Below are 21,046 nucleotides of genomic sequence, written 5' to 3'. Positions count from 1 at the left end.
TTGGATTATTTCGATTGCTACAGTTTATTTCTATAGTGAAAGATATCAGGCAATACCTAATGGAGCTTACTATATTTTGAAAGGAAAAGAGTCCCCAGGTTGGGGACTTGGGTAAATTGAGATGGTTAAGATGATCATGCATGGCTGTAACGGCCGTATGGGACATGTTATTGTTGATCTTGTAAAAGAAGATGAGAATATTGAAGTAGTTGCAGGTGTTGATGCATTTGGCGAAAACAGTTATGAGTTTCCAGTTTTCAAGAGCCTTTCCGAGTGCAATGTGGATGCTGATGTAATTGTGGATTTTTCTAATGCGTCTGCTGTTGACGGCCTTTTGGAGCATTGCGTGAATAAACAGATTCCGGTAGTTCTTTGCTCTACAGGACTTTCTGATGAACAGCTTGCAAAGGTAAAAGATGCTTCAACAAAGGTTGCAGTTCTTAAGTCAGCAAATATGTCGGTTGGAATTAATGCTCTTTTAAAAGTGCTTAAAGAAGTTTCACCTCTTTTTGCTGCTGCTGGTTTTGATATTGAAATCGTAGAGAAACATCACAATCAAAAACTTGATGCTCCTTCGGGAACAGCAATTGCTCTTGCTGATGCCATCAATGAATCACTTGATAATGAATATGAGTATGTCAATGACAGAAGTACTCGCAGAATGAAGAGACCGGAAAAGGAAATCGGTATTTCAGCAGTAAGAGGTGGCACGATTGTTGGTGACCACGATGTTATCTTTGCAGGACACGATGAAGTTGTGACGCTTTCACACAGAGCTTATTCCAGAGCTATCTTTGGAAAAGGCGCAATCCAGGCAGCAAAGTTCCTTGCAGGAAAGCCTGCCGGAATGTATGATATGGCGGATGTGCTACAGTAATCCAGGCAGTAGTGTAAGTTCAACATTGCAGAAGTAACTGGAATGTATTTAGTTGATAATTTGAATATATGCAGTCGAAGGATTGATTAGTAGCTGGCTACGACAACGAAACATATATTCAAGTTGATAGAAATGGTCAAGTTTACTTCAAAATGTTGTATTGGTGTAATGGAGACAAGCATGAAATTTAGACCATGTATTGATATTCATAACGGAAAAGTTAAGCAGATCATTGGCAGCAGTCTTGTGGATGAAGGAGATAATGCGCGAGAGAATTTTTCATCCACTAAAGAAGCCCCTTTTTATGCAAATATGTATAGAGAATTAGGGCTTGAAGGTGGGCATATTATTATGCTCAATCCTGTTGAAAGTCCTTATTATGAGAGCACCAAAAGGCAGGCTCTGATGGCGCTTGAATCATGCCCCGGACTTTTGCAGGTGGGCGGAGGAATCACTGCTGATAATGCGGAAATGTTTCTTGATGCAGGCGCAAGTCATGTAATTGTGACTTCCTATGTCTTTAAAAATGGGCGGATTAATAATACTAATCTTAAGAAACTTGTTAAAGCTGTAGGAAAAGAAAAACTTGTTCTGGATCTATCATGCAAGATGGTTGAAGAAGAATCCATAAGCGATGGCAAGCTTCTTGAACAGAAATATGCGATAGTAACCGACAGATGGCAGAAGCTGACTAATGTTATGCTATCGTACGAAACGCTTGATGAACTGTCAGAGTACTGCGACGAATTTCTGGTTCATGCAGCAGATGTTGAAGGCAAACAGAATGGAATTGAGCAGAGCGTTGCAAAGATACTTGGCTCGTGGAGCAAGATTCCTGTTACCTATGCGGGCGGAGTTCATTCTTTGGACGATATAAAGCTCCTGAAAAGGATAGGACATGATAAGGTTGACGTTACGGTTGGAAGTGCTCTTGATATATTTGGGGGCAATCTTAAAATGGCTGACGTTATAAAAGCTTGTGAATGAGAATGCATGATATCTTGAATGAATCATTCAAGATATCAGCAAACAAGCCGATTAAAGTCGACTTACGTCGAAGGGCTTGTTTGCTTACTGAAGCATATTCACATGAAACCCGCAGTAAATGCGTGTTTCTGAATTTGATATAAGAATAATTGAAGAAGCTGTGAAAAATGAGAATGATCATTTATTCACAGCTTCTTTTGGCTCTTTATTTTATTTCAAGATAATCACATCCGAGTTCTTCAAGTGATGTGTTTATTTTTTTCTGGTACTTGTTAAGATTTGTCATCTTGCCTGTTTGGATATTCACAAGATAAAGGTCATATCCGCCTTTTCCACCGCTCTTTGAACTGCTGATGATAATATAGTCAGAAGAAATAGGGCAGGCATCGGAACAATCATATCCTTTACTGTTACATTTTAAAGAAGTAGTTTTTCCTGTTTTTAAGTCGTAGCGTATTATCTGGTCAGCACGGTTTTTTGAATTATAGCCGCGAGAAAAATACAGATATTTACCATCTTTTGAAGCTATAGGATAGTAAGACTGAACACCGGCTTTTTTGTAAAGAACTGTACCTGTTTTCTTTTTGTTTCCCGTGGTATTTCCCACCATTAAGGTCATATTTTTCCCTGTTCCTTCTACATAATAAACTTTCTTTCCGTCATTACTGTAGAAAGGCATTGATTTTTCTGTTGAACCTTTAATAAGAACAGTCTGTTTCTTGGACTTGCAGTCATACTGTACAATTCTGCTTCCTTTTCCCGAAGGATTACTCTGCTTAAATACAATTTTGTTTCCTTTTACGTTGTATTTAGGATCCTCGTCATCAAGACCATTTCCTTTTGTCAGATTGACAGGCTTGGACTTGCTGAAAGTATATTCAAAAATGTCCCATTCCCCTTGTCTTGTCTGTCCCATAAATACAATGGCTTTACCATCTTTGCGAAGCCTTGCATTCATAGGATTCTTTACTTCCTTCCAGTTCTTGCTGATACATTTAAGCTTCATCAGTGAAAAATCATACACATAAAGCTTACTGTCCTCAGCATCATAAGAAGAATAATTATGGAATACCATTTTTCCTGATAATTCAGTTGCAGCTTTAGCGGAAACCGGCTGTGCAAGAACAAGCGTTGCTAATAACAAACATGTAAAAATCTTAATCTTTGACATATCATTCTCCCTCTTTAATAATCATTTATATGCCGTGAGATATTATAAGATAAATCTCAAAGCTAATCATCTTATGATATGAAAAATATCGCTTATTTTGGTTAATTTCGTATCAATATTTCACGCTTGAATTTATTATATGTTACTAAGTTTCTACAACTGAATATTGCGGAAGAGGTGTGTGTTGACTTAATAGTATTCAAGAAAACTGCGAAAATATGAATTTGCATCCTACTCAATTTTGGTGGTGTTAAAGATTAAAAATCTGAACTCACTCCAATGCAAGTCTTTCTATCCCCAGGACAACAAATAATTAAAGAGGAACAAGACAGCACAGTGGCAGACCGGTAAATCGTCCCCGTTCACTTCTAATTGACATGCGCCACCGATAAGCGTAGAATACTAAGAGGTTGAGACAAAGGCGTCTTAGAGAATCATTCTCTAGGGCGTCTTTTTGCTTTTTTACAAATAAATAGTTAGGAAGGATAGTCATGGCAACAATTAATAAGAATTATTTAAAATTACCCGGAAGTTATCTTTTTTCAACAATTGGAAATAAAGTAAGAGAATACAGCTTGGCACATCCTGAAGCCAAGATTATAAGATTGGGAATTGGTGACGTAACTTTGCCTATAGCTCCTAAGGTTATAGAAGTGCTTCACAGCGCTGTTGATGAAATGGGGGCTGAGGCTTCATTTAAGGGCTATGCTCCTGATCTTGGATATGATTTTCTGAGAAATACCATTAGCGAGAGGGCATATAAGACCATTGGCTGTGATATTGCTGCAGATGAGATCTTTGTTTCCGATGGGGCAAAGAGTGACTGCGGTAATATTCAGGAAATCTTTGGACTTGATAATAAGGTGGCTGTATGTGATCCTGTTTACCCTGTTTACGTTGATTCTAATGTTATGGCCGGAAGAAGCGGAGAATACGATACATTGACAGGCCGTTTTCGTGATATCATATATATGCCATGCACTGCCGAAAATGGCTTTATGCCTGAATTTCCGGAAGAAACACCAGATCTGATCTACTTATGTTTCCCCAATAACCCTACAGGAACCGTAATGGATAAGGAAACACTTCAGAAATGGGTTGATTATGCTAATGAAAATAATGCGATAATTCTTTATGATGCTGCCTATGAAGCATATATTTCAGAAGAGGGAATACCACATAGCATTTATGAGTGTGATGGTGCAAGAACCTGTGCGATAGAGTTTAGATCTTTTTCCAAGACCGCAGGATTTACAGGCCTTAGACTTGGCTTTACTGTAATTCCTAAAGAACTTGAAGCCGGTGGTGAAAAGTTGTGGCCTTTGTGGGCTAGAAGACATGGCACAAAGTATAACGGTGCTCCGTATATTGTACAGAAGGCAGGTGAAGCGGTATACTCAGATGAAGGACAAAAGCAGATAAAAGAGCAGATTGCATATTATATGGAAAATGCAAGAATTATCCTTGAAGGAGTTAAGGCAGCAGGCTTTACAGCATATGGCGGAGTTAATGCACCATACATCTGGCTGAAAACTCCTGATGATATGACCAGCTGGGAGTTCTTTGATTATCTTTTGGAAAAAGGAAATGTTGTAGGAACACCTGGCTCAGGATTTGGTCCTAGCGGAGAACACTATTTCAGACTTACTGCTTTTGGAAACAGAGAGAACACAATAGAAGCTATAGAACGCATAAAGAAACTTTAATTTTACTGCAAATATCATGATGGCAGGGGCAAAAAGTTTATAATGTGTCATACTTACATGATGAATATTATGACTTTTGTACTTGGTATCAAATCATTATTCAGGAGGATTTGGATGAGCTACACTGTGGATGAAGTTATGAAATTTATTGAAGAGGAGGATGTTAAATTTATCCGTCTTGCATTCAGAGATGCTTACGGTATTCAGAAAAATATTTCTGTTATGCCCGGCGAAGTTAAAAAGGCTTTTGAAGATGGAGCACCTATTGAGACAAGAAATATTGCGGGATTTGAGCATTGTCCTTATGCAAAGCTTTATTTAAAACCAGATCCTAATACCATGGCTATTTTGCCATGGAGACCTGATAGTGGCAGAGTGTTGAGAATGTTCTGTGATGTTTTTACTCCGGATGGAAATGAGTATGAGTCAGATTCCAGAGTTCTTTTGCAGAATGCTGTCAAAGCTGCAAAGGATAAAGGGATAAATTTTAAATTTGGTACTGAGACGGAGTTTTATCTGTTTAAAAAAGATGATGATGGTAACCCGACCAGAATCCCTTACGATGAAGCCGGTTACATGGATATTGCACCACTTGATAAATGCGAAAATGTCAGAAGAGAGATTTCACTTACTATTGAGCGCATGGGACTTACTCCTGAAAGGTCACACCATGAGAAGGGACCCGGACAGAATGAGATAGATTTCCATTACGGAAATCCGCTTAAGGCAGCAGATCACATGACTACCTTTAAAATGGTAGTAAGCACGATTGCTGACAGATATGGGCTGGTTGCGGATTTTTCACCACTTCCTATTCCGGGAAAACCCGGCAATGGATATCATATCAATATATATGCAGTTGATGAATATGGAAATGATGTGGTTAAATATGCTGCGGCAGGAATAATGGATAAAGTCAGAGAGATGACAATTTTCATGAATCCTACAGATGCATCCTTCACAAGACTTGGAAATGGAGCAGCTCCTGACAAAGTTGACTGGTCGGATGTGGGAGGTAACGAACTTCTTTACCTGGAAACCTACAAGGATAAAACTAAAGTTGAACTTCGTTCCCCGGATGCGGCAAGTAATCCGTATCTTGTTTATGCACTTCTTATTTATTCCGGCCTAAAGGGAATAGAAGAGAAGATGGAACTTCCGGCAGTTGGAGAGGAAGCGCTTTTCCTTCCGACATCAAGAAGAGAAGCTGCGGAACTTGCAAAGAAGAGTGATTTTGTAAAAGGATTTGTGCCAGAGGAAATACTTAAAGAATACACTATGGGCTAAGGAGGTAGTTTATGCCTAAAAAACAAGACATACAACACTCCATACTTATAGTATCGTCCTCGGAACAGTTTGTTTTGGCTGTAAAAAGATCTCTTGTGGGTTTTATTACTATCGATACGATGAGAACGGTGTCTTTGGCAAGAAGGAGTTTTCTTGAAAAAAACCATGACATTATAGTTATAGACACACCACTTCCTGATGAGACAGGTGTGGAGTTTGCCATGGATATTTCGGAGAAAAGCAACTCATCAATCCTTTTGGTCGCTCCGCAGGAAGTGTTTGATGATGTGGTAGAGAGAGTGATAGACCAGGGGGTCTATGTCATTTCAAAACCAGTTTCTGCAAGAAGTGTAGATAAAGCAATTCGCTATCTTGTGGCAACACAGAACAGGATGCAGGCTCTTACAAGAAAAACACTTACTGTAGAAGAGAAGATGGAAGAGATAAGAGTTGTGAGCAAAGCCAAGATACTTCTTGTGGAAAAGAAGCATATGAGTGAGGATGAGGCCCATAGATTTATTGGAAAACAGGCTATGAATCATGGAGTGTCAAGAAAGCGAATCGCAGAAAAAATATTGGATGATCTGGAATAAGAAGTCCTGAGAAAAAATACATAATGATACTCAAAAACCCTCTGACATCTGTCAGAGGGTTCTTGTTGATTAATCATTGTTACAATCTTGCGAATTCAAAATATATATATATTAGAATAAGGCACTTTGTAGTCTGATTAATTAGCTTCCAGTTCCTTAGAATTAAAGCTTGTTTACGTTTACGGCCTGTGGTCCCTTTTCACCCTGGACTACATCATACTCTACAGAAGCGCCCTCTTCGAGAGACTTGAAACCTTCCATGTTGAGTCCTGTATAATGTACGAATACATCATTTCCAGCCTCATCAGAGATGAAACCGTAACCCTTCTGGTTGTTGAACCACTTAACAGTACCTTTGTTCATTGTAATACCTCCACTAAAAATAAAAAAATAATCGTTGCGTTGTCTATGACAACATATTTAGGTTATCACAAATAAGGGCAAAAGTAAAGAAAATTTATTAATGTTTAGATACAATTCTACGGAAAAATATAATATTTTTCCGCATTATATCGATTTACAAAATGAGCACTTTACTTTAGTGGTTCAGAGTGATAAAATGTTTAAGCACGAAAGTATTATTAACGATATTTTGACCAGTTTATTGCGAGAAAATTATTTAAAGGAGATACATTGGATGAATAAAAAGATTAGAACAGATGCGGTTGACCACCTGTTTGATGCAATACTCTGCCTTCAGAATAAGGAAGAGTGTTATAGTTTTTTTGAAGATCTTTGTACTGTTAATGAACTTCTTTCTCTTTCACAGAGATTTGAAGTTGCTTCCATGCTTAGAGATCATAAGACTTATCTTGAGATTGCAGAGAAGACCGGAGCATCTACAGCTACTATCAGTAGAGTAAACAGATCCCTTAACTATGGTGATGATGGTTATGAGCTTGTCTTTAACAGACTTATGGATTGATCAGAAGAATATTTAATTCATAAACAAAAAAGGATTTGGTACGTTTGAGATACCAAATCCTTTTTATTATTTATCTTTTTTCTCAGAAGAGTTTTCTTCGTCTTTTTTGGAATCATCTTTTTCTGCAGCCTTATCAGCAGCAGCTCTTTCTTTGGCAATTTCAGCAGAGTTCTTGTCAACATTGGACATATCACATTTGCCTTGAAGAATACCATTTTCGTCGATGATAATACCTTTGCAGGTTATGTCACCGTAAACTTTTCCGGTGTCGCTGATTTCAACCTTGCCCTGAGGAGCGGTTATCTGTCCTGTAACTTCTCCGGCAACATAGACATTCATAGCGGATACAGTGCCATAAATTTTTGCATCCTGTCCAACAATTAATGCCCCGCTTATTGTGACATTACCTTTTACAGTGCCGTCAATTCTGGTGGAATCCTTGGTGGTAAGTGGCCCTTCAATAACAGCACCGGGACCGATTATTGTTCCAACCTGCTCGAGAGCTGCATCTGCAGTAATGTCTTTTTTGCTTCCAAACATACGTGTTCCCTCCATTTATCCTTTGATCTCAATTAACTCCTCTGGGTCAATATATTTTTCATCCTTCTGGATTTGAAAACCTAATGAAGTATTCTTATCGCCCACAACGAAAATGATATCACCACGATCTATCTGACTTCCCTCAGAAACCAGTGGATCACCGGAATTTCGGTATATGGTTATGTAACCATTTCCGTGGTCTATTGAAACAAGATTGCCAAATTTGGCATCTGTTGTGACTGAAAGAACAGTGCCTGTACCCGATGCAATGATACTACTACCCTCAGCTGCTGTAAATACAACTATTGGATTGCCCTTGGCTTCATCTTTGTTATCTTCAGTTATTTCAGTTATGGTAGTTTCTGTGGCGTCATCAACTGCGTAGGTCATTGAAGCAGTTCCAGTTAAAGGGAAACCTGAGGGAACAGCAAGTGCCTCGGCTTCTTCTACTGAAACCTGCTCGTCTTCAATTCGCTTATTGATAGCAGCACTTAATTGCTCATTCTCGGTCTCAAGTTTTTCTTTTGATGCAAAAAGTGTACTGTTTTCTTCGGAAAGAGCTTCAATCTGTGCTTTCTGCTCAAGTTCAATTTTTTGAAGTGTGTTAATGGTCATGGTAGAGTAGATAATATAGCAAATGATGACCAAAAAAAGTAAAAAGGCGGTGTAGGCCAGAAGCTGCGTCTTGAAATGGTTTAGATGAAGACGCTTGGTAGTTCCGTCTGAGTCACCTGATATTATCATAAAAGTATAATGTCTTTTATGTCTGTGCTTTCTCGGCTTTATTACTTTACTCATATTAACCTCCGAACACCTCATTTTACCATAACATTTGTCATTTATGCAATAATTATAAAAAAATGTGCATTCAAAAGCAAAAATTGGGCTTTTTTAAAAGTGTATATACGAAAAAGGGGAGCGACTTTGTGCGCTCCCCATAAAACTTTAAGGGAAATATCAACCCATAACTGCTGCTACAGTATATTCTTTAACATCCTTTTCGTAAGGAATTACATTTCCTTCTACAGCTTTGCCGTTAACAGTAAGGCTCTTGATTCCTTTCTGAGCACCGTTCTGCTTGACTGAGATGTGGTAAACAGCATCGCGGTATTTTCTTGTGATCTCGAAATCGCCGAAATCAGCTGGTACACAAGGGTTGATTGAAAGACCGTTGTGTGTAGGATAAACACCTAAAATGTACTGAGAAATATTCACAAATGTCCAAGCTGCAGTACCTGTCAGCCAGCTGTTCTTACCCTGACCAAAGAACTTAGCATCTCTTCCGGCAACCATCTGAGAGTAAACATAAGGTTCTGTGCAGTGAACATCGCTGATTTCTTCAATATATGCAGGGCATGTCTTCTTGTAAATCTCGAAAGCTCTGTCGCCATGTCCAAGAACTGTTTCAGCAATTGAAACCCAAGGATTGTTGTGGCAGAAGATTCCGGCATTTTCCTTGTATCCCGGTGGATAAGAAGAAACTTCGCCGAGTTCAAGATGGTATTTTGTATATGCAGGCTGAAGGATCATTACACCATACTTTGTATCAAGTCTTTCTTCGACACTCTTAAGAGCTTTTTCTGCAAGACCTTCCTTGACACCGATACCTGCAAGTACGCAGAAGCCCTGTGGCTCGATGTAGATCTGACCTTCTTCACATTCCTTTGAACCAACTTTGTTGGAATGAGCATCGTAAGCACGAACGAACCAATCTCCATCCCATCCTGCTGTGATAGCAGCGTTGTAAACTTCGCTGATTTCTTTTCTTGCTCTGTCAGCTTCTGCTGTATCACCTAAAAGTTCGCATAACTGAGCATATTCTTCACCATACTTAACAAACATTCCGGCAATGAATACAGATTCAGCTACAGGTCCTTCGGAAGGTCCGAAAGTCTGGAAGGATTCACCCGGATGCTCTGAGAAGCAGTTGAGGTTCAGACAGTCATTCCAGTCAGCACGTCCGATAAGTGGAAGACCGTGAGGTCCCTTGTGAGTAGCTGTGAAGTTGAATGAGCACTTAAGGTGTTCCATAAGAGTCTTGGCAACACTCATATCATTATCGAATGGAACCATTTCTTTTAATATAGAAAGATCACCTGTTTCTCTTACATAAGCGCTTGTACCTGCGATGAGCCATAATGGATCGTCGTTAAAGCCGGAACCAATGTCAGAGTTACCCTTCTTGGTAAGAGGCTGATACTGGTGATAAGCGCTTCCATCCTGGAACTGAGTAGATGCAATATCGATAATACGCTGTCTTGCTCTATCTGGAATAAGGTGTACGAATCCAAGAAGATCCTGACAGGAATCTCTAAAGCCCATTCCACGGCCGATACCTGATTCGTAGTAAGAAGCAGAACGTGACATGTTAAATGTAACCATGCACTGGTACTGGTTCCAGATATTAACCATACGGTCAACTTTTTCATTAGAAGAAGCAATGTGATAATTTGAAAGAAGTTCTTTCCAATAGCTCTTAAGTTCTGCAAGAGCATTATCTACTGCAGCTTCTGTGTTATATGCTGAGATCATCTTAAGAGCAGGCTTCTTGTTGACAACTGAAGGAGCTTCCCACTTGTCGTCTTCAGGATTTTCGATGTATCCGAGAACGAAGATGAAAGTCTTGGATTCACCTGCTTTAAGAGTAAGATTTATCTGCTGCGAAGCGATTGGAGACCAGCCACTTGCAACTGAATTTGTGCATTTTCCATTGATAACAGCATCAGGACTGTCTGGTCCGTTGTATGCGCCGAGGAAAGCATCTCTGCTTGTGTCAAAAGCATCTACCTTGGTGTTAACACTGTAGATTGCGTAGTGATTACGTCTCTCTCTGTATTCGGTCTTATGATAGATTGTTGCGCCATCATCTGTAACTTCAACTTCGCCTGTGCTTAAGTTTCTCTGGAAGTTCTTCATATCATCATCTGCGTTCCAGAGACACCATTCTACATATGAGAAAAGAGATAACGTAGCATTGTTCTTCTTATTATTAGTAATTGTTACCTTAGATAATTCACAATTGTCGTTCATTGGAACAAATGTAAGAACTTTAGCTTCTACATCGTTCTTGCTTGATGTGAAAACACTATAGCCAAGGCCATGACGGCACTCGTATTTGTCAAGAGCAGTCTTGACAGGCTGCCAGCCCGGATTCCAGATAACATCCTCTGCAGAATCTGTTGTGTCCTTGATATAGAAGTACTTACCATTATTATCGTAAGGAACATTGTTATATCTGTATCTTGTGAGTCTTAAAAGCTTGGCATCCTTGTAGAATGTGTAACCGCCACAAGTATTTGATATCAATGAGAAAAACTCTTTATTTCCAAGGTAGTTGATCCAAGGAAGAGGAGTCTTTGGTGTGGTGATGACATATTCAAGTGCTGAATCGTCAAAAAAGCCATATTTCATTATGATTAACCCTCCATTAAATAATTAACACTTAAACGTTTTCGGTATTTTTCTAACGTCATTATATATGCAAAAAGAATATAATGCAATAGGAAAATAAATTTGAAGATAACCTCTGATATATTGATAAAATAGCCGCAAAATGAAAACTAAAAAATGTGAAACCGGTGTCACTTGAGCAATTATCGAAAAAATTCAATCCAAACCGAAAACGTTTACCTTAATTATGAAAAAACTAATAACTTTAATGAAATAATATATGAAATTGCGATAATGATTTTATGAAGAATTACCAAAAATATAAAAAATGCACAAAAAAATGCAAAATACTATTGCTTTAAGAGTAAAAATGATGTACATTGAAATTACGAAAACGATTTAGTAACAAAAACAGATGAATAGGATTGAGTTGAGTAATGGTATCACTGAAAGATATATCAAAAGCATGCGGTGTTTCAATTGCTACAGTGTCCAAGGCGCTTAATGATCATAGCGATATAAGTCAGGCAACTAAGAATCATGTCAGAGAAGTGGCCGACAAGCTGGGCTACAGACCAAATGCAGCTGCACAGGCGCTTAAGACTAATAAGACAAACAATATCGGAGTTCTTTTTGTGGATGAGGCTAACAGTGGCCTGACACATGACTATTTCAATCATGTATTGGATAGCTTTAAGCGAACAGCAGAAGAGAATGGTTACGATATTACATTTATAAACAGTGGCAATAAGAGACTTAATAATATGTCCTATCTGTCACACGCTATATACAGAGGATTCGATGGAATAGTGATTGCCTGTGTGGATTTTTCAGATCCGCAGGTTGATGAACTTATTAAGAGTGATATTCCTGTTGTGACTATTGACCATCTATTTTACAACAGAACAGCGATAATTTCAGATAACGTAAATGGAATGAAGGAACTGGCTACATATGTTTACAGCCAGGGACATAGAAAGATTGCTTACATACATGGTAAGGAAGAGGGTATGGAATCCTCAGTTACCAAGAGCAGACTTTCAAGCTTTTACAAGACATTACAGGATCTTGGAGTGGAGATTCCGGATGAGTATCTTCCTGCAGTTCCTTACAGAGATACAGATGCTGCTTATGAAGCAACAATCAAGCTTTTGGACTTAAAAGAGCCGCCTACATGTATTTTTTATCCTGATGACTTTGCTGCATTTGGCGGAATGAATGCTATCAGGAAAAGGGGATTAAAGATACCTGAAGACATGTCAGTGGTTGGATATGACGGAATAGAACTTGCAAGAAAGATAATTCCTCTTCTTACGACCATGGTGCAGGATACAGCAAAAATAGGATCTATTGCAGCAACAAAGCTGATCGATCTTATAAACAACCCCAAGGGAACCATAGTTGAACAGGTTGTGGTCAAAGGGGAAATTGAAAATGGCGAATCGGTTGCCAAGATAAATGAGGTTTAAGACAGCAAAAAGCTGTTTTAAATAAAGAAAAAATAAAAAAAAGATACTAATAAGGGAGGTAAACTTTAATGAAAAGAAAGTTATTGGGAATCATGCTTTCAACAACTATGGTTGCTGGAATGCTTTCAGCTTGTGGAAGCACAACAACAACTACAACAACTACTTCAGAGACAACTACTGAAGCAGCACCTGCTGAGGAATCCAAGGCAGAAGAGACAAAGGCAGAAGAGCCTAAGGCTGAGGAGACAACTACTGAAGCAGCAGCTCCAGCAGCTGATGAAGGAAAGGTTCTTAACATCTATGCTTGGAACGAAGAGTTCAAGAGCCGTCTTACAGATCACTATCCTGGATACACAGAAGTTGATGCTACAACAGGCACAATCGGTGATGTAACTGTAAAGTGGAATATCACTCCTAGTACAGACAATGCATACCAGAACAACCTTGATGAGAATCTTCTTAAGCAGGCTGATGCAGCAGCTGATGACAAGATTGATATCTTCCTTGTAGAAGCTGACTACGCTCTTAAGTATGTTGATACAGATTTCACAGCAGCTGTTTCTGATTTCGGAATCACAGACGCTGATGTAGCTAATCAGTACAAGTACACACAGGATGTTATGACAGATTCTAAGGGCGTTCTTAAGGGCGTTTCATGGCAGGGCTGCCCTGGCGTACTTATCTACAACCGTGAAGCTGCTAAGGAAGTTCTTGGATCAGATGATCCTGCAGAAGTTCAGAAGGCAGTTAAGGACTGGGATACATTCTCAGCTACAGCTGACGCTATGAAGGCTGCTGGATACAACATGACAGCTTCAACAAACGATTCATATCGTGTATTCTCTAACAACGTTTCCGGCAAATGGGTTCAGAACGACAAAGTTGTTATCGATGACAACATCATGAAGTGGGTTGAACTTGCTAAGAAGATGGCTGATGAGAAGATGACATCTACAAACGATCTTTGGTCAGATGACTGGTCAAAGGGCTTCTATCCAGATGGAAAAGTATTCTGCTACTTTGGACCAGCTTGGCTTGTAAACTTCTGTATGGCTGCTGACGTTGAGGGATCAATCGCTAATCTTGGTGGTTGGGGCGCAACTGAAGGACCTCAGGGCTTCTTCTGGGGCGGAACATGGATCTGCGGCGCTACAGGAACAGATAACCCAACACTTGTTGGTGATATCATGAGACAGCTTACATGCAACGAAGATATCATGCTTGATATCGTTGCTAAGGATTCAGATTTCGTAAACAACAAGCCAGCTATGGAAAAGGCTGCAAACGATGATGCTTATGCATTTGCAGTATTCGGTGGACAGAATCCTCTTGGAATGTTCTGCAAAGGAGCTGAGAACTGCGATCTTTCAAACCAGAGCGCATATGATCAGGGATGTAACGAAGAGTTCCAGAGAGCAATGAAGAACTACTTTGATGGAAATGCTACTCTTGAAGAAGCACTTGACATCTTCAAGAAGGCAGTTGTTGAGAAATATCCTAACCTTACAGCAGAATAATTTCTCTAAAGGTAAAGAAGCAGATTTTTCTGCAGATATTGATTCAATAATAAATGGGGCGCACAGTATCATCGTGCGCCTCATATGATAAAAAAGTAAAAATAGTAATTCGGAAAGAGAAAAGTTAAAGGGGACGCTTATGAAGAAAAAAAGCAAGGTAGTAAGCTACAATAAATGGGGATATATATTCCTGATACCTTTTGTTGTTGTTTATCTTATTTTCCAGATGATACCGCTTGTATCAACAATCTATAATTCATTCTTTGAGAATTATCGTTCAGGTCTTTTGCAGATCGGACCAAATTTCGTTGGACTTAAAAATTACGCTACAATTATTACTAACGGAGATCTTCCTACTTATTTTAAGAATACAATGATAATGTGGATTATGGGATTTGTGCCACAGATTATTCTTTCACTTCTTCTTGGTGCATGGTTTACAGATCCATCACTTAGACTTAAGTGTCAGGGGTTCTTTAAGACAGTAATCTATATGCCTAATCTTATCATGGCATCTGCTTTTTCTATGTTGTTCTTTACTTTGTTCGCAAATAGCGGACCTATCAATTCACTTCTTTTAAATATGGGAGTGATAACAGAAGCCTATAAGTTCATGTCACATGTTTGGTCAGTTCGTACACTTGTAGCATTCATGAACTGCGTAATGTGGTTTGGAAATACGACAATACTTTTGATGGCAGGAATGATGGGAATTGACCCTTCACTTTTCGAAGCAGCGCAGGTTGATGGCGCAACTGCTACTCAGATTTTCTATAAGATTACATTGCCACTTCTTAAACCTATTCTTATCTTTGTAATGATAACATCACTTATCGGTGGTCTTCAGATGTTCGATGTTCCTCAGATCCTTACTAATGGTTCCGGAGATCCTACACGTACATCCATGACACTTATTATGTACCTGAATAAGCATCTGTTTAGTAAGAACTATGGTCTTGCCGGTGCATTGTCAGTTTATATGTTTGTTATTACAGGTATTTTAAGCCTTATAGTATTTAAGTTTACAAATTCAAAAGATTCTAAGTGATAAGGGGAAAGAAATATGGCAGATAATAGAAGTAAAATGGCTGGACAGGATGAGAACAGAGCATCCATCCATGCTAGGCGAGCAATCGCATATATAGTACTTATTTTGGTATCATTCCTATGTCTGTTCTGGTTCTACGTTCTTTTTATAAATGCGACCAGAGCACATTCAGAGCTTACTAAAGGATTTACAGCAATTCCAAGTACGCATCTCTTGGAAAACTGGATTAACTTAAAAAATGGTACATTACCTATTTTTAATGGTATTATCAACTCATTGTTCATAGCTATTGCTACAGCTGCTCTTGCTACTTATTTCTCAACAATGACAGCTTATGCTATTCATGCTTATGACTTTAAGTTCAAAAATTTCATCTTTACATTTATTCTTATGATAATGATGATTCCTACACAGGTTACTGCACTTGGTTTCTTGCAGTTGATTGGAAAGATGAACCTTGATGACAGTTTTGTTCCTCTTATTGTACCGGCTGTTGCTTCTCCTTCTGTATTTTTCTACATGAAGCAGTACATGGATTCAACACTTCCGCTTTCACTGGTCGAGGCAGCAAGAATTGATGGTTCAGGGGAATTCAGAACATTTAATCAGATTGTAATACCGCTTATGAAACCTGCTATTGCAGTACAGGCAATATTCAGTTTTGTGGGAAGCTGGAATAACTACTTCACTCCGGCACTTGTTCTTCACACAGATACAAAGAAGACTCTTCCTATTCTTATTGCTCAGCTCCGTTCAGCTGACTGGTTGAAGTTTGATATGGGACAGGTTTATACAATGATTGCATTCTCAATCTTCCCTGTTATTGTTGTTTATCTCTTGCTTTCAAGATACATCGTTGGTGGTGTTACTCTTGGTGGCGTTAAGGGCTGATATTCTCCTTTCTTTGTTCTGGCCATACCTCCAGAATGAAGGTTACTCTTTCCTTTTATAAGCGTTAGAAAGCCATAGCATTCCCCGATGCTATGGCTTTCGCTTGTTTTGGAGGGGGTGGAGCCTCGGACTCACCGGCACCTGGCTGTCTCTGTGCAAAATTACTAAATAATCTTTGTAATAAATGCATTTTTATGCAATTTTATATGTTGTCTTCATGACTTCACTGTGCTAAAATCCTTATATCGCGTACAAATGTCCGTAAGATAAAAACATTTTTAAATATGTGTTTCACGTCAGGCGACATTGATTGTATAGCGGCATTGAATTAAGGAGAAAGCTGCAATGGAGCAGGGAACAGGGTATTACGTAATCAGAAAACAGGCAGTACCGGAGGTGCTTTTGAAAGTGGTTGAGGCTAAGAAGCTTCTTGAATCCGGCAAGGTGAAAACTGTCAATGAAGCTGCTTCAAAGCTTGGCATAAGCAGGAGCTCTTTTTACAAATATAAAGAAGATATTTATGAATTCCACGATAGCCTTCAGGGAACAACACTTACCCTTACGTTCCAAATGAATGATGAAGTTGGGCTACTATCTTATGTGTTAAATCTTATCGCCGATTTCGGGGCAAATATTCTTACGATTCATCAATCTATTCCATTGAACGGAGTGGCATCATTATCAATAACAATACAGGTACTTCCGGATACCAGAGATATTATGGAAATGATCTCTTTGATGGAAAAGGTTGAAGGAGTTCACAAGGTGCATATTACAGGAAGAAGTGCAACACTAACCTGATTTTGTAAATGTTGATATTAATTAAACTAAAAGTTGATAAAATTTAATGTCTGTAGTGGATGTTTTTTGGATATATAGAGTAAAATATTCTTATCATTTGTTTTTGATGTGATGTTAGATGGAATTACAGAAAAGTGTATTTATATTGATTTTAGAAATAATTGTTTTTGAAATTTTTATTGAATAATGCTTGAGATTTTGCTGTAGAAGCTTTTTAATATAATTTAATGCTTTGAAATATCAGGTTGCTTACAAAATGAATAGTGTAAATAAATGAAGTAAAATGGAGGACAGCATGGCAAAGGTAGCAGTTTTGGGATATGGAACAGTTGGAAGTGGCGTTGTAGAGGTTCTTGATACTAATGCTTTGGAAGTGGCAAATAGTGCGGGCGAGAGCGTAGAGGTCAAATACATTCTTGATCTTCGTGATTTCCCCGGCGATAAGCATGAGGCACAGGTGGTTCATGATATCGACATTATTTTAAATGACCCTGAGGTTAGTGTTATCTGCGAAACTATGGGAGGAATTGAACCTGCTTTTACCTTTGAAAAGAAAGCGCTTGAAAGAGGAAAGAGCGTATGCACCTCCAATAAAGAACTTGTTGCTGCAAAAGGACCTGAGCTCGTTGAAATAGCTAAAAAGAACAATGTAAGTTATTTGTTTGAGGCAAGTGTAGGCGGCGGAATACCGGTGCTTCGTGCTCTTAATGATTCACTTAAGCATGAGAAAGTTGATGCCATTACAGGTATTTTAAATGGCACTACAAACTATATTTTAACCAAGATGGACAAGGAAGGCATGGGATTTGAGACCGTCCTAAAAAAAGCTCAGGAGAAAGGCTATGCTGAGCGCAATCCTGAGGCTGATGTAGAAGGTTACGATGCATGCAGGAAAATTGCTATACTTGCAAGTCTCATGAGCGGCAAGCATGTTGATTATGAAGATATTTACACTGAAGGTATTTCCAAGATAAACATTCACGACTTTGAGTATGCAAGAGCTCTCAATATGTCTATCAAGCTCCTTGCAATGTGCAAGAGAAATGAAAATGGATTTTTCACTATTGTTGCGCCATTTCTTGTTCCGTCAGAGAATCCGCTTGCAAGTGTAAATGGTGTATTTAATGCGATAAGCATTCATGGAAATATGCTTGGCGATGTAATGTTTTATGGAAAAGGCGCCGGTAAGAATGCAACAGCAAGCGCTGTAGTTGCTGATGTTATCGATATGATTAAGCATAAAGACAAACATATCGAAGTTAATATGAATGCAGAAAAAGCTCAGTTGTCACCTAAGGACAATGCTGTCAGAAGATTTTTTGTCAGAGTATCAGATACTATTGCAGATCAGGCAAATGAAGTATTTGGAAATGATGTAGAAGTAGTAAAAAGAAACAGCATACACGGAGAATATGCTTTTATTACTGATCTTATCTCAGAAAAAGATTTCGAAGAAAGACTTGGCAAACTTAACGGTGTAAAGGGATATCTTAGATTATACTGATGGCTGTAATTTGCTAAAAAAGTTTTATGGCAAATAGGCTCCGTGACATATATGCCTTGGGGCGACCTATTGCTCCATATTTATCAAAAGATATAAAAATAAAAGGGGAAACAAGTTATTATGAAAAAGGTAGTTAAATTCGGTGGAAGTTCACTTGCAAGTGCAGAGCAGTTTAAGAAGGTCGGAGAGATAATCAAATCAGATCCCGACAGAATCTATGTTGTTCCTTCAGCTCCCGGCAAAAGAAATTCAAAGGATACCAAAGTGACTGACATGCTCTACAAGACTTATGCTCTTGCAGAGGAAGATAAGGATTTTAAGAAGCAGCTTGCTGACATTAAGGCGAGATATGATGAGATCATCAATGGCCTCGGCTTAAAACTTGATCTTTCAAGTGAATTTGAAGTAATCGAAAAGAACTTTAAAGAAAAAGCCGGCAATGACTATGCTGCAAGCCGTGGTGAATACTTAAACGGAATTATCATGGCAAACTACCTTGGTTACGAGTTCATTGATTCTGCTACAGTAGTTTCTTTTGATAAAAACGGAGAATTCGACAGCGAAAAGACAAACAAGCAGATGGCAAAGAGACTTGAGAAAGCTCCAAAGGCTGTTATCCCCGGATTCTATGGAGCGAATCCTGATGGAAGCGTAAAGACATTCTCAAGAGGCGGTTCTGATATTACAGGTTCAATCGTTGCAAGAGCTATTAGAGCAGATGTATATGAGAACTGGACAGATGTTTCCGGATTCCTTGTTGCAGATCCCAGAATTATTGACAGACCTCCGCACATTGACACTATCACCTATACAGAACTTCGAGAGCTTGCTTACATGGGAGCATCCGTACTTCATGAAGATGCTATTTTCCCTGTAAGAAAAGAAGGAATTCCGATCAATATCAGAAATACAAACAAGCCTGAAGATCCCGGAACATGGATTGTTGAATCAACTGCTAAGAAGTCTAAGTATGTTGTTACAGGTATTGCAGGTAAAAAAGGTTTTTGCTGCGTGAATATCCTTAAGGATCAGATGAACTCAGAGATTGGATTTGTCAGAAGAGTATTACAGGCTTTTGAAGATCAGAATATTTCAATTGAGCATGTTCCGTCAGGAATTGATACAATGACAGTATTTGTACAGCAGGAAGAGTTCATTGAAAAAGAACAGGCTGTTGTATCTGAAATCCACAGACTTGCACATCCTGATATGCTTGAAATTGAATCAGACCTTGCGCTTATCGCTGTAGTTGGACGTGGAATGAAGTCAACACGTGGAACAGCCGGCCGTATCTTCTCAGCACTTGCACATGCAAGCGTGAATGTAAGAATGATCGACCAGGGTTCTTCAGAGCTGAACATCATCATTGGTGTTGAGAACCGCGATTTCGAAAAGGCAATACATGCAATTTATGATATTTTTGTTACTACACAGATTTAAAAAAAAACGCTACCGGTGAAATAACTTGGTAGCGTTTTTTATGACTTTATTTTAATAAAAACTCAAAATACTTTATGGCAAGGTCTGTGTGTTTGCTTGTCAGAACAACGCCTGCAACAGGAGATTGTGACTGATAGGCGCCGGATTCTTTAATGATATTTGAAGAATCAAGTTTTATTCCAACGGGAACAGGATTTTCCATTTCACTTTTATCAACTGCAGTGAAAGTCAGGTCTTTATTGTATTTATCAGCCATCACTGCATATTTGTTATTGGGATCAAACTCACCTGTGCTCACGTAATTCTGGTATGCTTCTGAATCAAGGTAATCAAGATATGCCTGGTCTACATACACAAGTTTGTCCTCATATTCTTTTATCTGCTCTGGAGATATAATTGTCCTAAGGTCAACAAAAACATTCTGGTTTGCATAATATGTAAAGATATCGCTGTCTGCACCAAGAATATCAAGATCTCCGCCTGCGATGTTTGCCATGATCTTCTGACTGGTGGCAATTGTTGTCTCTGTCATGACAGAAAGATCAAATGTAGAAGAAGTATCTATCAGACAACTGTAATTATCTGTGTCAATTTCGGCATAATCCGAAAAGCCTTTTTCGAGAACCTCTTCGGCAGGAGAGGATGCTGCGTTGAGCATTACTGCATAAAATGCATAAGGCTTATTTGCTCTGATGTCGTGGATAAGCATCGATAAAAGAATGATCACAAATAATGCAATTGCAGTATGAATTTTATAATATTCCCAGAAATACTCCAGATGGGCTTTGAAACCCTGACCTTTTAATTTCTTTTGCTGTTCTCTTATTTCCTCATGTACTGACATATCTAAAACTCGCTTTCATAATAGATTATCCCATTCAAAACTTATTAACAGAAAAA

The 21,046-nt window shown here is 38.7% G+C and carries 19 protein-coding genes; 13 read left to right on the top strand and 6 right to left on the bottom strand.

Going from position 1 to position 21,046, the window contains the following annotated elements:
* Nucleotides 1-121: 121 nt before the first annotated feature.
* Nucleotides 122-877, top strand: coding sequence for a 4-hydroxy-tetrahydrodipicolinate reductase (dapB, locus tag BM086_RS04530; RefSeq protein WP_092324093.1), 756 nt, complete (start codon nucleotides 122-124; stop codon nucleotides 875-877).
* 180 nt (nucleotides 878-1,057) lie between these two features.
* A complete protein-coding gene (hisA, locus tag BM086_RS04525; protein WP_092324090.1) occupies nucleotides 1,058-1,864 on the top strand; it encodes a phosphoribosylformimino-5-aminoimidazole carboxamide ribotide isomerase in 807 nt (268 codons plus the stop codon).
* Between the two features lie 205 nt (nucleotides 1,865-2,069).
* Here the strand turns inward: hisA and BM086_RS04520 are convergent, their stop codons facing one another.
* On the bottom strand, nucleotides 2,070-3,035 hold the full coding sequence (locus BM086_RS04520) for a TolB family protein (protein WP_092324087.1): 966 nt from the start codon (nucleotides 3,033-3,035) through the stop codon (nucleotides 2,070-2,072).
* A gap of 491 nt (nucleotides 3,036-3,526) precedes the next feature.
* On the opposite strand from BM086_RS04520, the gene BM086_RS04515 reads away from it, so the two are divergent.
* The 3 genes from BM086_RS04515 (at nucleotide 3,527) to BM086_RS04505 (ending at nucleotide 6,621) form a co-directional block, all read left to right on the top strand.
* Nucleotides 3,527-4,741, top strand: a complete 1,215-nt coding sequence (locus BM086_RS04515; protein WP_092324083.1) for an LL-diaminopimelate aminotransferase — start codon at nucleotides 3,527-3,529, stop codon at nucleotides 4,739-4,741.
* 114 nt (nucleotides 4,742-4,855) lie between these two features.
* On the top strand, nucleotides 4,856-6,028 hold the full coding sequence (locus BM086_RS04510; protein WP_092324081.1) for a glutamine synthetase family protein: 1,173 nt from the start codon (nucleotides 4,856-4,858) through the stop codon (nucleotides 6,026-6,028).
* Between the two features lie 11 nt (nucleotides 6,029-6,039).
* Nucleotides 6,040-6,621, top strand: coding sequence for an ANTAR domain-containing response regulator (locus tag BM086_RS04505; protein ID WP_092324080.1), 582 nt, complete (start codon nucleotides 6,040-6,042; stop codon nucleotides 6,619-6,621).
* A gap of 162 nt (nucleotides 6,622-6,783) precedes the next feature.
* On the opposite strand, the gene BM086_RS04500 is transcribed toward BM086_RS04505, so the two are convergent.
* A complete protein-coding gene (locus tag BM086_RS04500) occupies nucleotides 6,784-6,984 on the bottom strand; it encodes a cold-shock protein (RefSeq protein ID WP_092324079.1) in 201 nt (66 codons plus the stop codon).
* Nucleotides 6,985-7,258: 274 nt separating this feature from the next.
* Here BM086_RS04500 and BM086_RS04495 point away from each other — a divergent pair, with 274 nt between their 5' ends.
* Nucleotides 7,259-7,546: a YerC/YecD family TrpR-related protein gene (locus tag BM086_RS04495; RefSeq protein ID WP_092324076.1), complete on the top strand. Its 288-nt coding sequence runs from the start codon at nucleotides 7,259-7,261 to the stop codon at nucleotides 7,544-7,546.
* Nucleotides 7,547-7,612: 66 nt separating this feature from the next.
* Here BM086_RS04495 and BM086_RS04490 read toward each other — a convergent pair whose 3' ends face one another.
* The 3 genes from BM086_RS04490 to BM086_RS04480 all read right to left on the bottom strand — a co-directional run bounded on the left by BM086_RS04490 (nucleotide 7,613) and on the right by BM086_RS04480 (nucleotide 11,497).
* Entirely contained in the window at nucleotides 7,613-8,086 is a 474-nt protein-coding gene (locus BM086_RS04490) for a bactofilin family protein (protein ID WP_175560104.1), read from the bottom strand.
* A 15-nt stretch (nucleotides 8,087-8,101) separates the two neighbouring features.
* Entirely contained in the window at nucleotides 8,102-8,884 is a 783-nt protein-coding gene (locus BM086_RS04485) for a murein hydrolase activator EnvC family protein (RefSeq protein ID WP_175560103.1), read from the bottom strand.
* 159 nt (nucleotides 8,885-9,043) lie between these two features.
* A complete protein-coding gene (locus tag BM086_RS04480; RefSeq protein ID WP_092324067.1) occupies nucleotides 9,044-11,497 on the bottom strand; it encodes a GH36-type glycosyl hydrolase domain-containing protein in 2,454 nt (817 codons plus the stop codon).
* Nucleotides 11,498-11,913: 416 nt separating this feature from the next.
* Between BM086_RS04480 and BM086_RS04475 the strand changes: the two genes are divergently transcribed.
* The 7 genes from BM086_RS04475 (at nucleotide 11,914) to BM086_RS04445 (ending at nucleotide 20,146) form a co-directional block, all read left to right on the top strand.
* The gene (locus BM086_RS04475) at nucleotides 11,914-12,945 is read left to right on the top strand and encodes a LacI family DNA-binding transcriptional regulator (protein ID WP_092324065.1); all 1,032 of its coding nucleotides are present in this window, start codon (nucleotides 11,914-11,916) and stop codon (nucleotides 12,943-12,945) included.
* A gap of 68 nt (nucleotides 12,946-13,013) precedes the next feature.
* A complete protein-coding gene (locus BM086_RS04470) occupies nucleotides 13,014-14,462 on the top strand; it encodes an ABC transporter substrate-binding protein (RefSeq protein ID WP_092324062.1) in 1,449 nt (482 codons plus the stop codon).
* 139 nt (nucleotides 14,463-14,601) lie between these two features.
* Nucleotides 14,602-15,510, top strand: a complete 909-nt coding sequence (locus BM086_RS04465) for a carbohydrate ABC transporter permease (protein ID WP_092324059.1) — start codon at nucleotides 14,602-14,604, stop codon at nucleotides 15,508-15,510.
* Between the two features lie 36 nt (nucleotides 15,511-15,546).
* A complete protein-coding gene (locus BM086_RS04460; protein WP_092324466.1) occupies nucleotides 15,547-16,401 on the top strand; it encodes a carbohydrate ABC transporter permease in 855 nt (284 codons plus the stop codon).
* A gap of 345 nt (nucleotides 16,402-16,746) precedes the next feature.
* Nucleotides 16,747-17,202: an ACT domain-containing protein gene (locus BM086_RS04455; RefSeq protein ID WP_092324057.1), complete on the top strand. Its 456-nt coding sequence runs from the start codon at nucleotides 16,747-16,749 to the stop codon at nucleotides 17,200-17,202.
* 295 nt (nucleotides 17,203-17,497) lie between these two features.
* On the top strand, nucleotides 17,498-18,706 hold the full coding sequence (locus tag BM086_RS04450; protein WP_092324054.1) for a homoserine dehydrogenase: 1,209 nt from the start codon (nucleotides 17,498-17,500) through the stop codon (nucleotides 18,704-18,706).
* A 120-nt stretch (nucleotides 18,707-18,826) separates the two neighbouring features.
* Complete coding sequence (locus tag BM086_RS04445) at nucleotides 18,827-20,146, top strand: aspartate kinase (protein WP_092324052.1); 1,320 nt, start codon at nucleotides 18,827-18,829, stop codon at nucleotides 20,144-20,146.
* A gap of 46 nt (nucleotides 20,147-20,192) precedes the next feature.
* Here BM086_RS04445 and BM086_RS04440 read toward each other — a convergent pair whose 3' ends face one another.
* Nucleotides 20,193-20,990, bottom strand: coding sequence for a hypothetical protein (locus BM086_RS04440; protein WP_092324050.1), 798 nt, complete (start codon nucleotides 20,988-20,990; stop codon nucleotides 20,193-20,195).
* Nucleotides 20,991-21,046 lie beyond the last annotated feature (56 nt).

This window comes from Butyrivibrio sp. YAB3001 (genome assembly GCF_900112195.1).
GTDB lineage: Bacteria > Bacillota > Clostridia > Lachnospirales > Lachnospiraceae > Butyrivibrio.
The sequence above is the reverse complement of the archived record's forward strand: the minus strand, read 5'-3'. Positions and strand labels throughout refer to the sequence as shown.

What these genes read in the sequence shown, in the direction of transcription:
- dapB (WP_092324093.1), top strand. Translation starts at nt 122, where the DNA reads ATGGTTAAGATGATCATGCATGGCTGTAACGGCCGTATGGGACATGTT.
- BM086_RS04505 (WP_092324080.1), top strand. Translation starts at nt 6,040, where the DNA reads ATGCCTAAAAAACAAGACATACAACACTCCATACTTATAGTATCGTCC.
- BM086_RS04510 (WP_092324081.1), top strand. Translation starts at nt 4,856, where the DNA reads ATGAGCTACACTGTGGATGAAGTTATGAAATTTATTGAAGAGGAGGAT.
- BM086_RS04465 (WP_092324059.1), top strand. Translation starts at nt 14,602, where the DNA reads ATGAAGAAAAAAAGCAAGGTAGTAAGCTACAATAAATGGGGATATATA.
- BM086_RS04495 (WP_092324076.1), top strand. Translation starts at nt 7,259, where the DNA reads ATGAATAAAAAGATTAGAACAGATGCGGTTGACCACCTGTTTGATGCA.
- BM086_RS04500 (WP_092324079.1), bottom strand. Translation starts at nt 6,984, where the DNA reads ATGAACAAAGGTACTGTTAAGTGGTTCAACAACCAGAAGGGTTACGGT.
- BM086_RS04515 (WP_092324083.1), top strand. Translation starts at nt 3,527, where the DNA reads ATGGCAACAATTAATAAGAATTATTTAAAATTACCCGGAAGTTATCTT.
- BM086_RS04450 (WP_092324054.1), top strand. Translation starts at nt 17,498, where the DNA reads ATGGCAAAGGTAGCAGTTTTGGGATATGGAACAGTTGGAAGTGGCGTT.
- BM086_RS04445 (WP_092324052.1), top strand. Translation starts at nt 18,827, where the DNA reads ATGAAAAAGGTAGTTAAATTCGGTGGAAGTTCACTTGCAAGTGCAGAG.
- BM086_RS04460 (WP_092324466.1), top strand. Translation starts at nt 15,547, where the DNA reads ATGGCTGGACAGGATGAGAACAGAGCATCCATCCATGCTAGGCGAGCA.
- BM086_RS04520 (WP_092324087.1), bottom strand. Translation starts at nt 3,035, where the DNA reads ATGTCAAAGATTAAGATTTTTACATGTTTGTTATTAGCAACGCTTGTT.
- BM086_RS04475 (WP_092324065.1), top strand. Translation starts at nt 11,914, where the DNA reads ATGGTATCACTGAAAGATATATCAAAAGCATGCGGTGTTTCAATTGCT.
- BM086_RS04455 (WP_092324057.1), top strand. Translation starts at nt 16,747, where the DNA reads ATGGAGCAGGGAACAGGGTATTACGTAATCAGAAAACAGGCAGTACCG.
- BM086_RS04440 (WP_092324050.1), bottom strand. Translation starts at nt 20,990, where the DNA reads ATGTCAGTACATGAGGAAATAAGAGAACAGCAAAAGAAATTAAAAGGT.
- BM086_RS04490 (WP_175560104.1), bottom strand. Translation starts at nt 8,086, where the DNA reads ATGTTTGGAAGCAAAAAAGACATTACTGCAGATGCAGCTCTCGAGCAG.
- BM086_RS04480 (WP_092324067.1), bottom strand. Translation starts at nt 11,497, where the DNA reads ATGAAATATGGCTTTTTTGACGATTCAGCACTTGAATATGTCATCACC.
- hisA (WP_092324090.1), top strand. Translation starts at nt 1,058, where the DNA reads ATGAAATTTAGACCATGTATTGATATTCATAACGGAAAAGTTAAGCAG.
- BM086_RS04485 (WP_175560103.1), bottom strand. Translation starts at nt 8,884, where the DNA reads ATGAGTAAAGTAATAAAGCCGAGAAAGCACAGACATAAAAGACATTAT.
- BM086_RS04470 (WP_092324062.1), top strand. Translation starts at nt 13,014, where the DNA reads ATGAAAAGAAAGTTATTGGGAATCATGCTTTCAACAACTATGGTTGCT.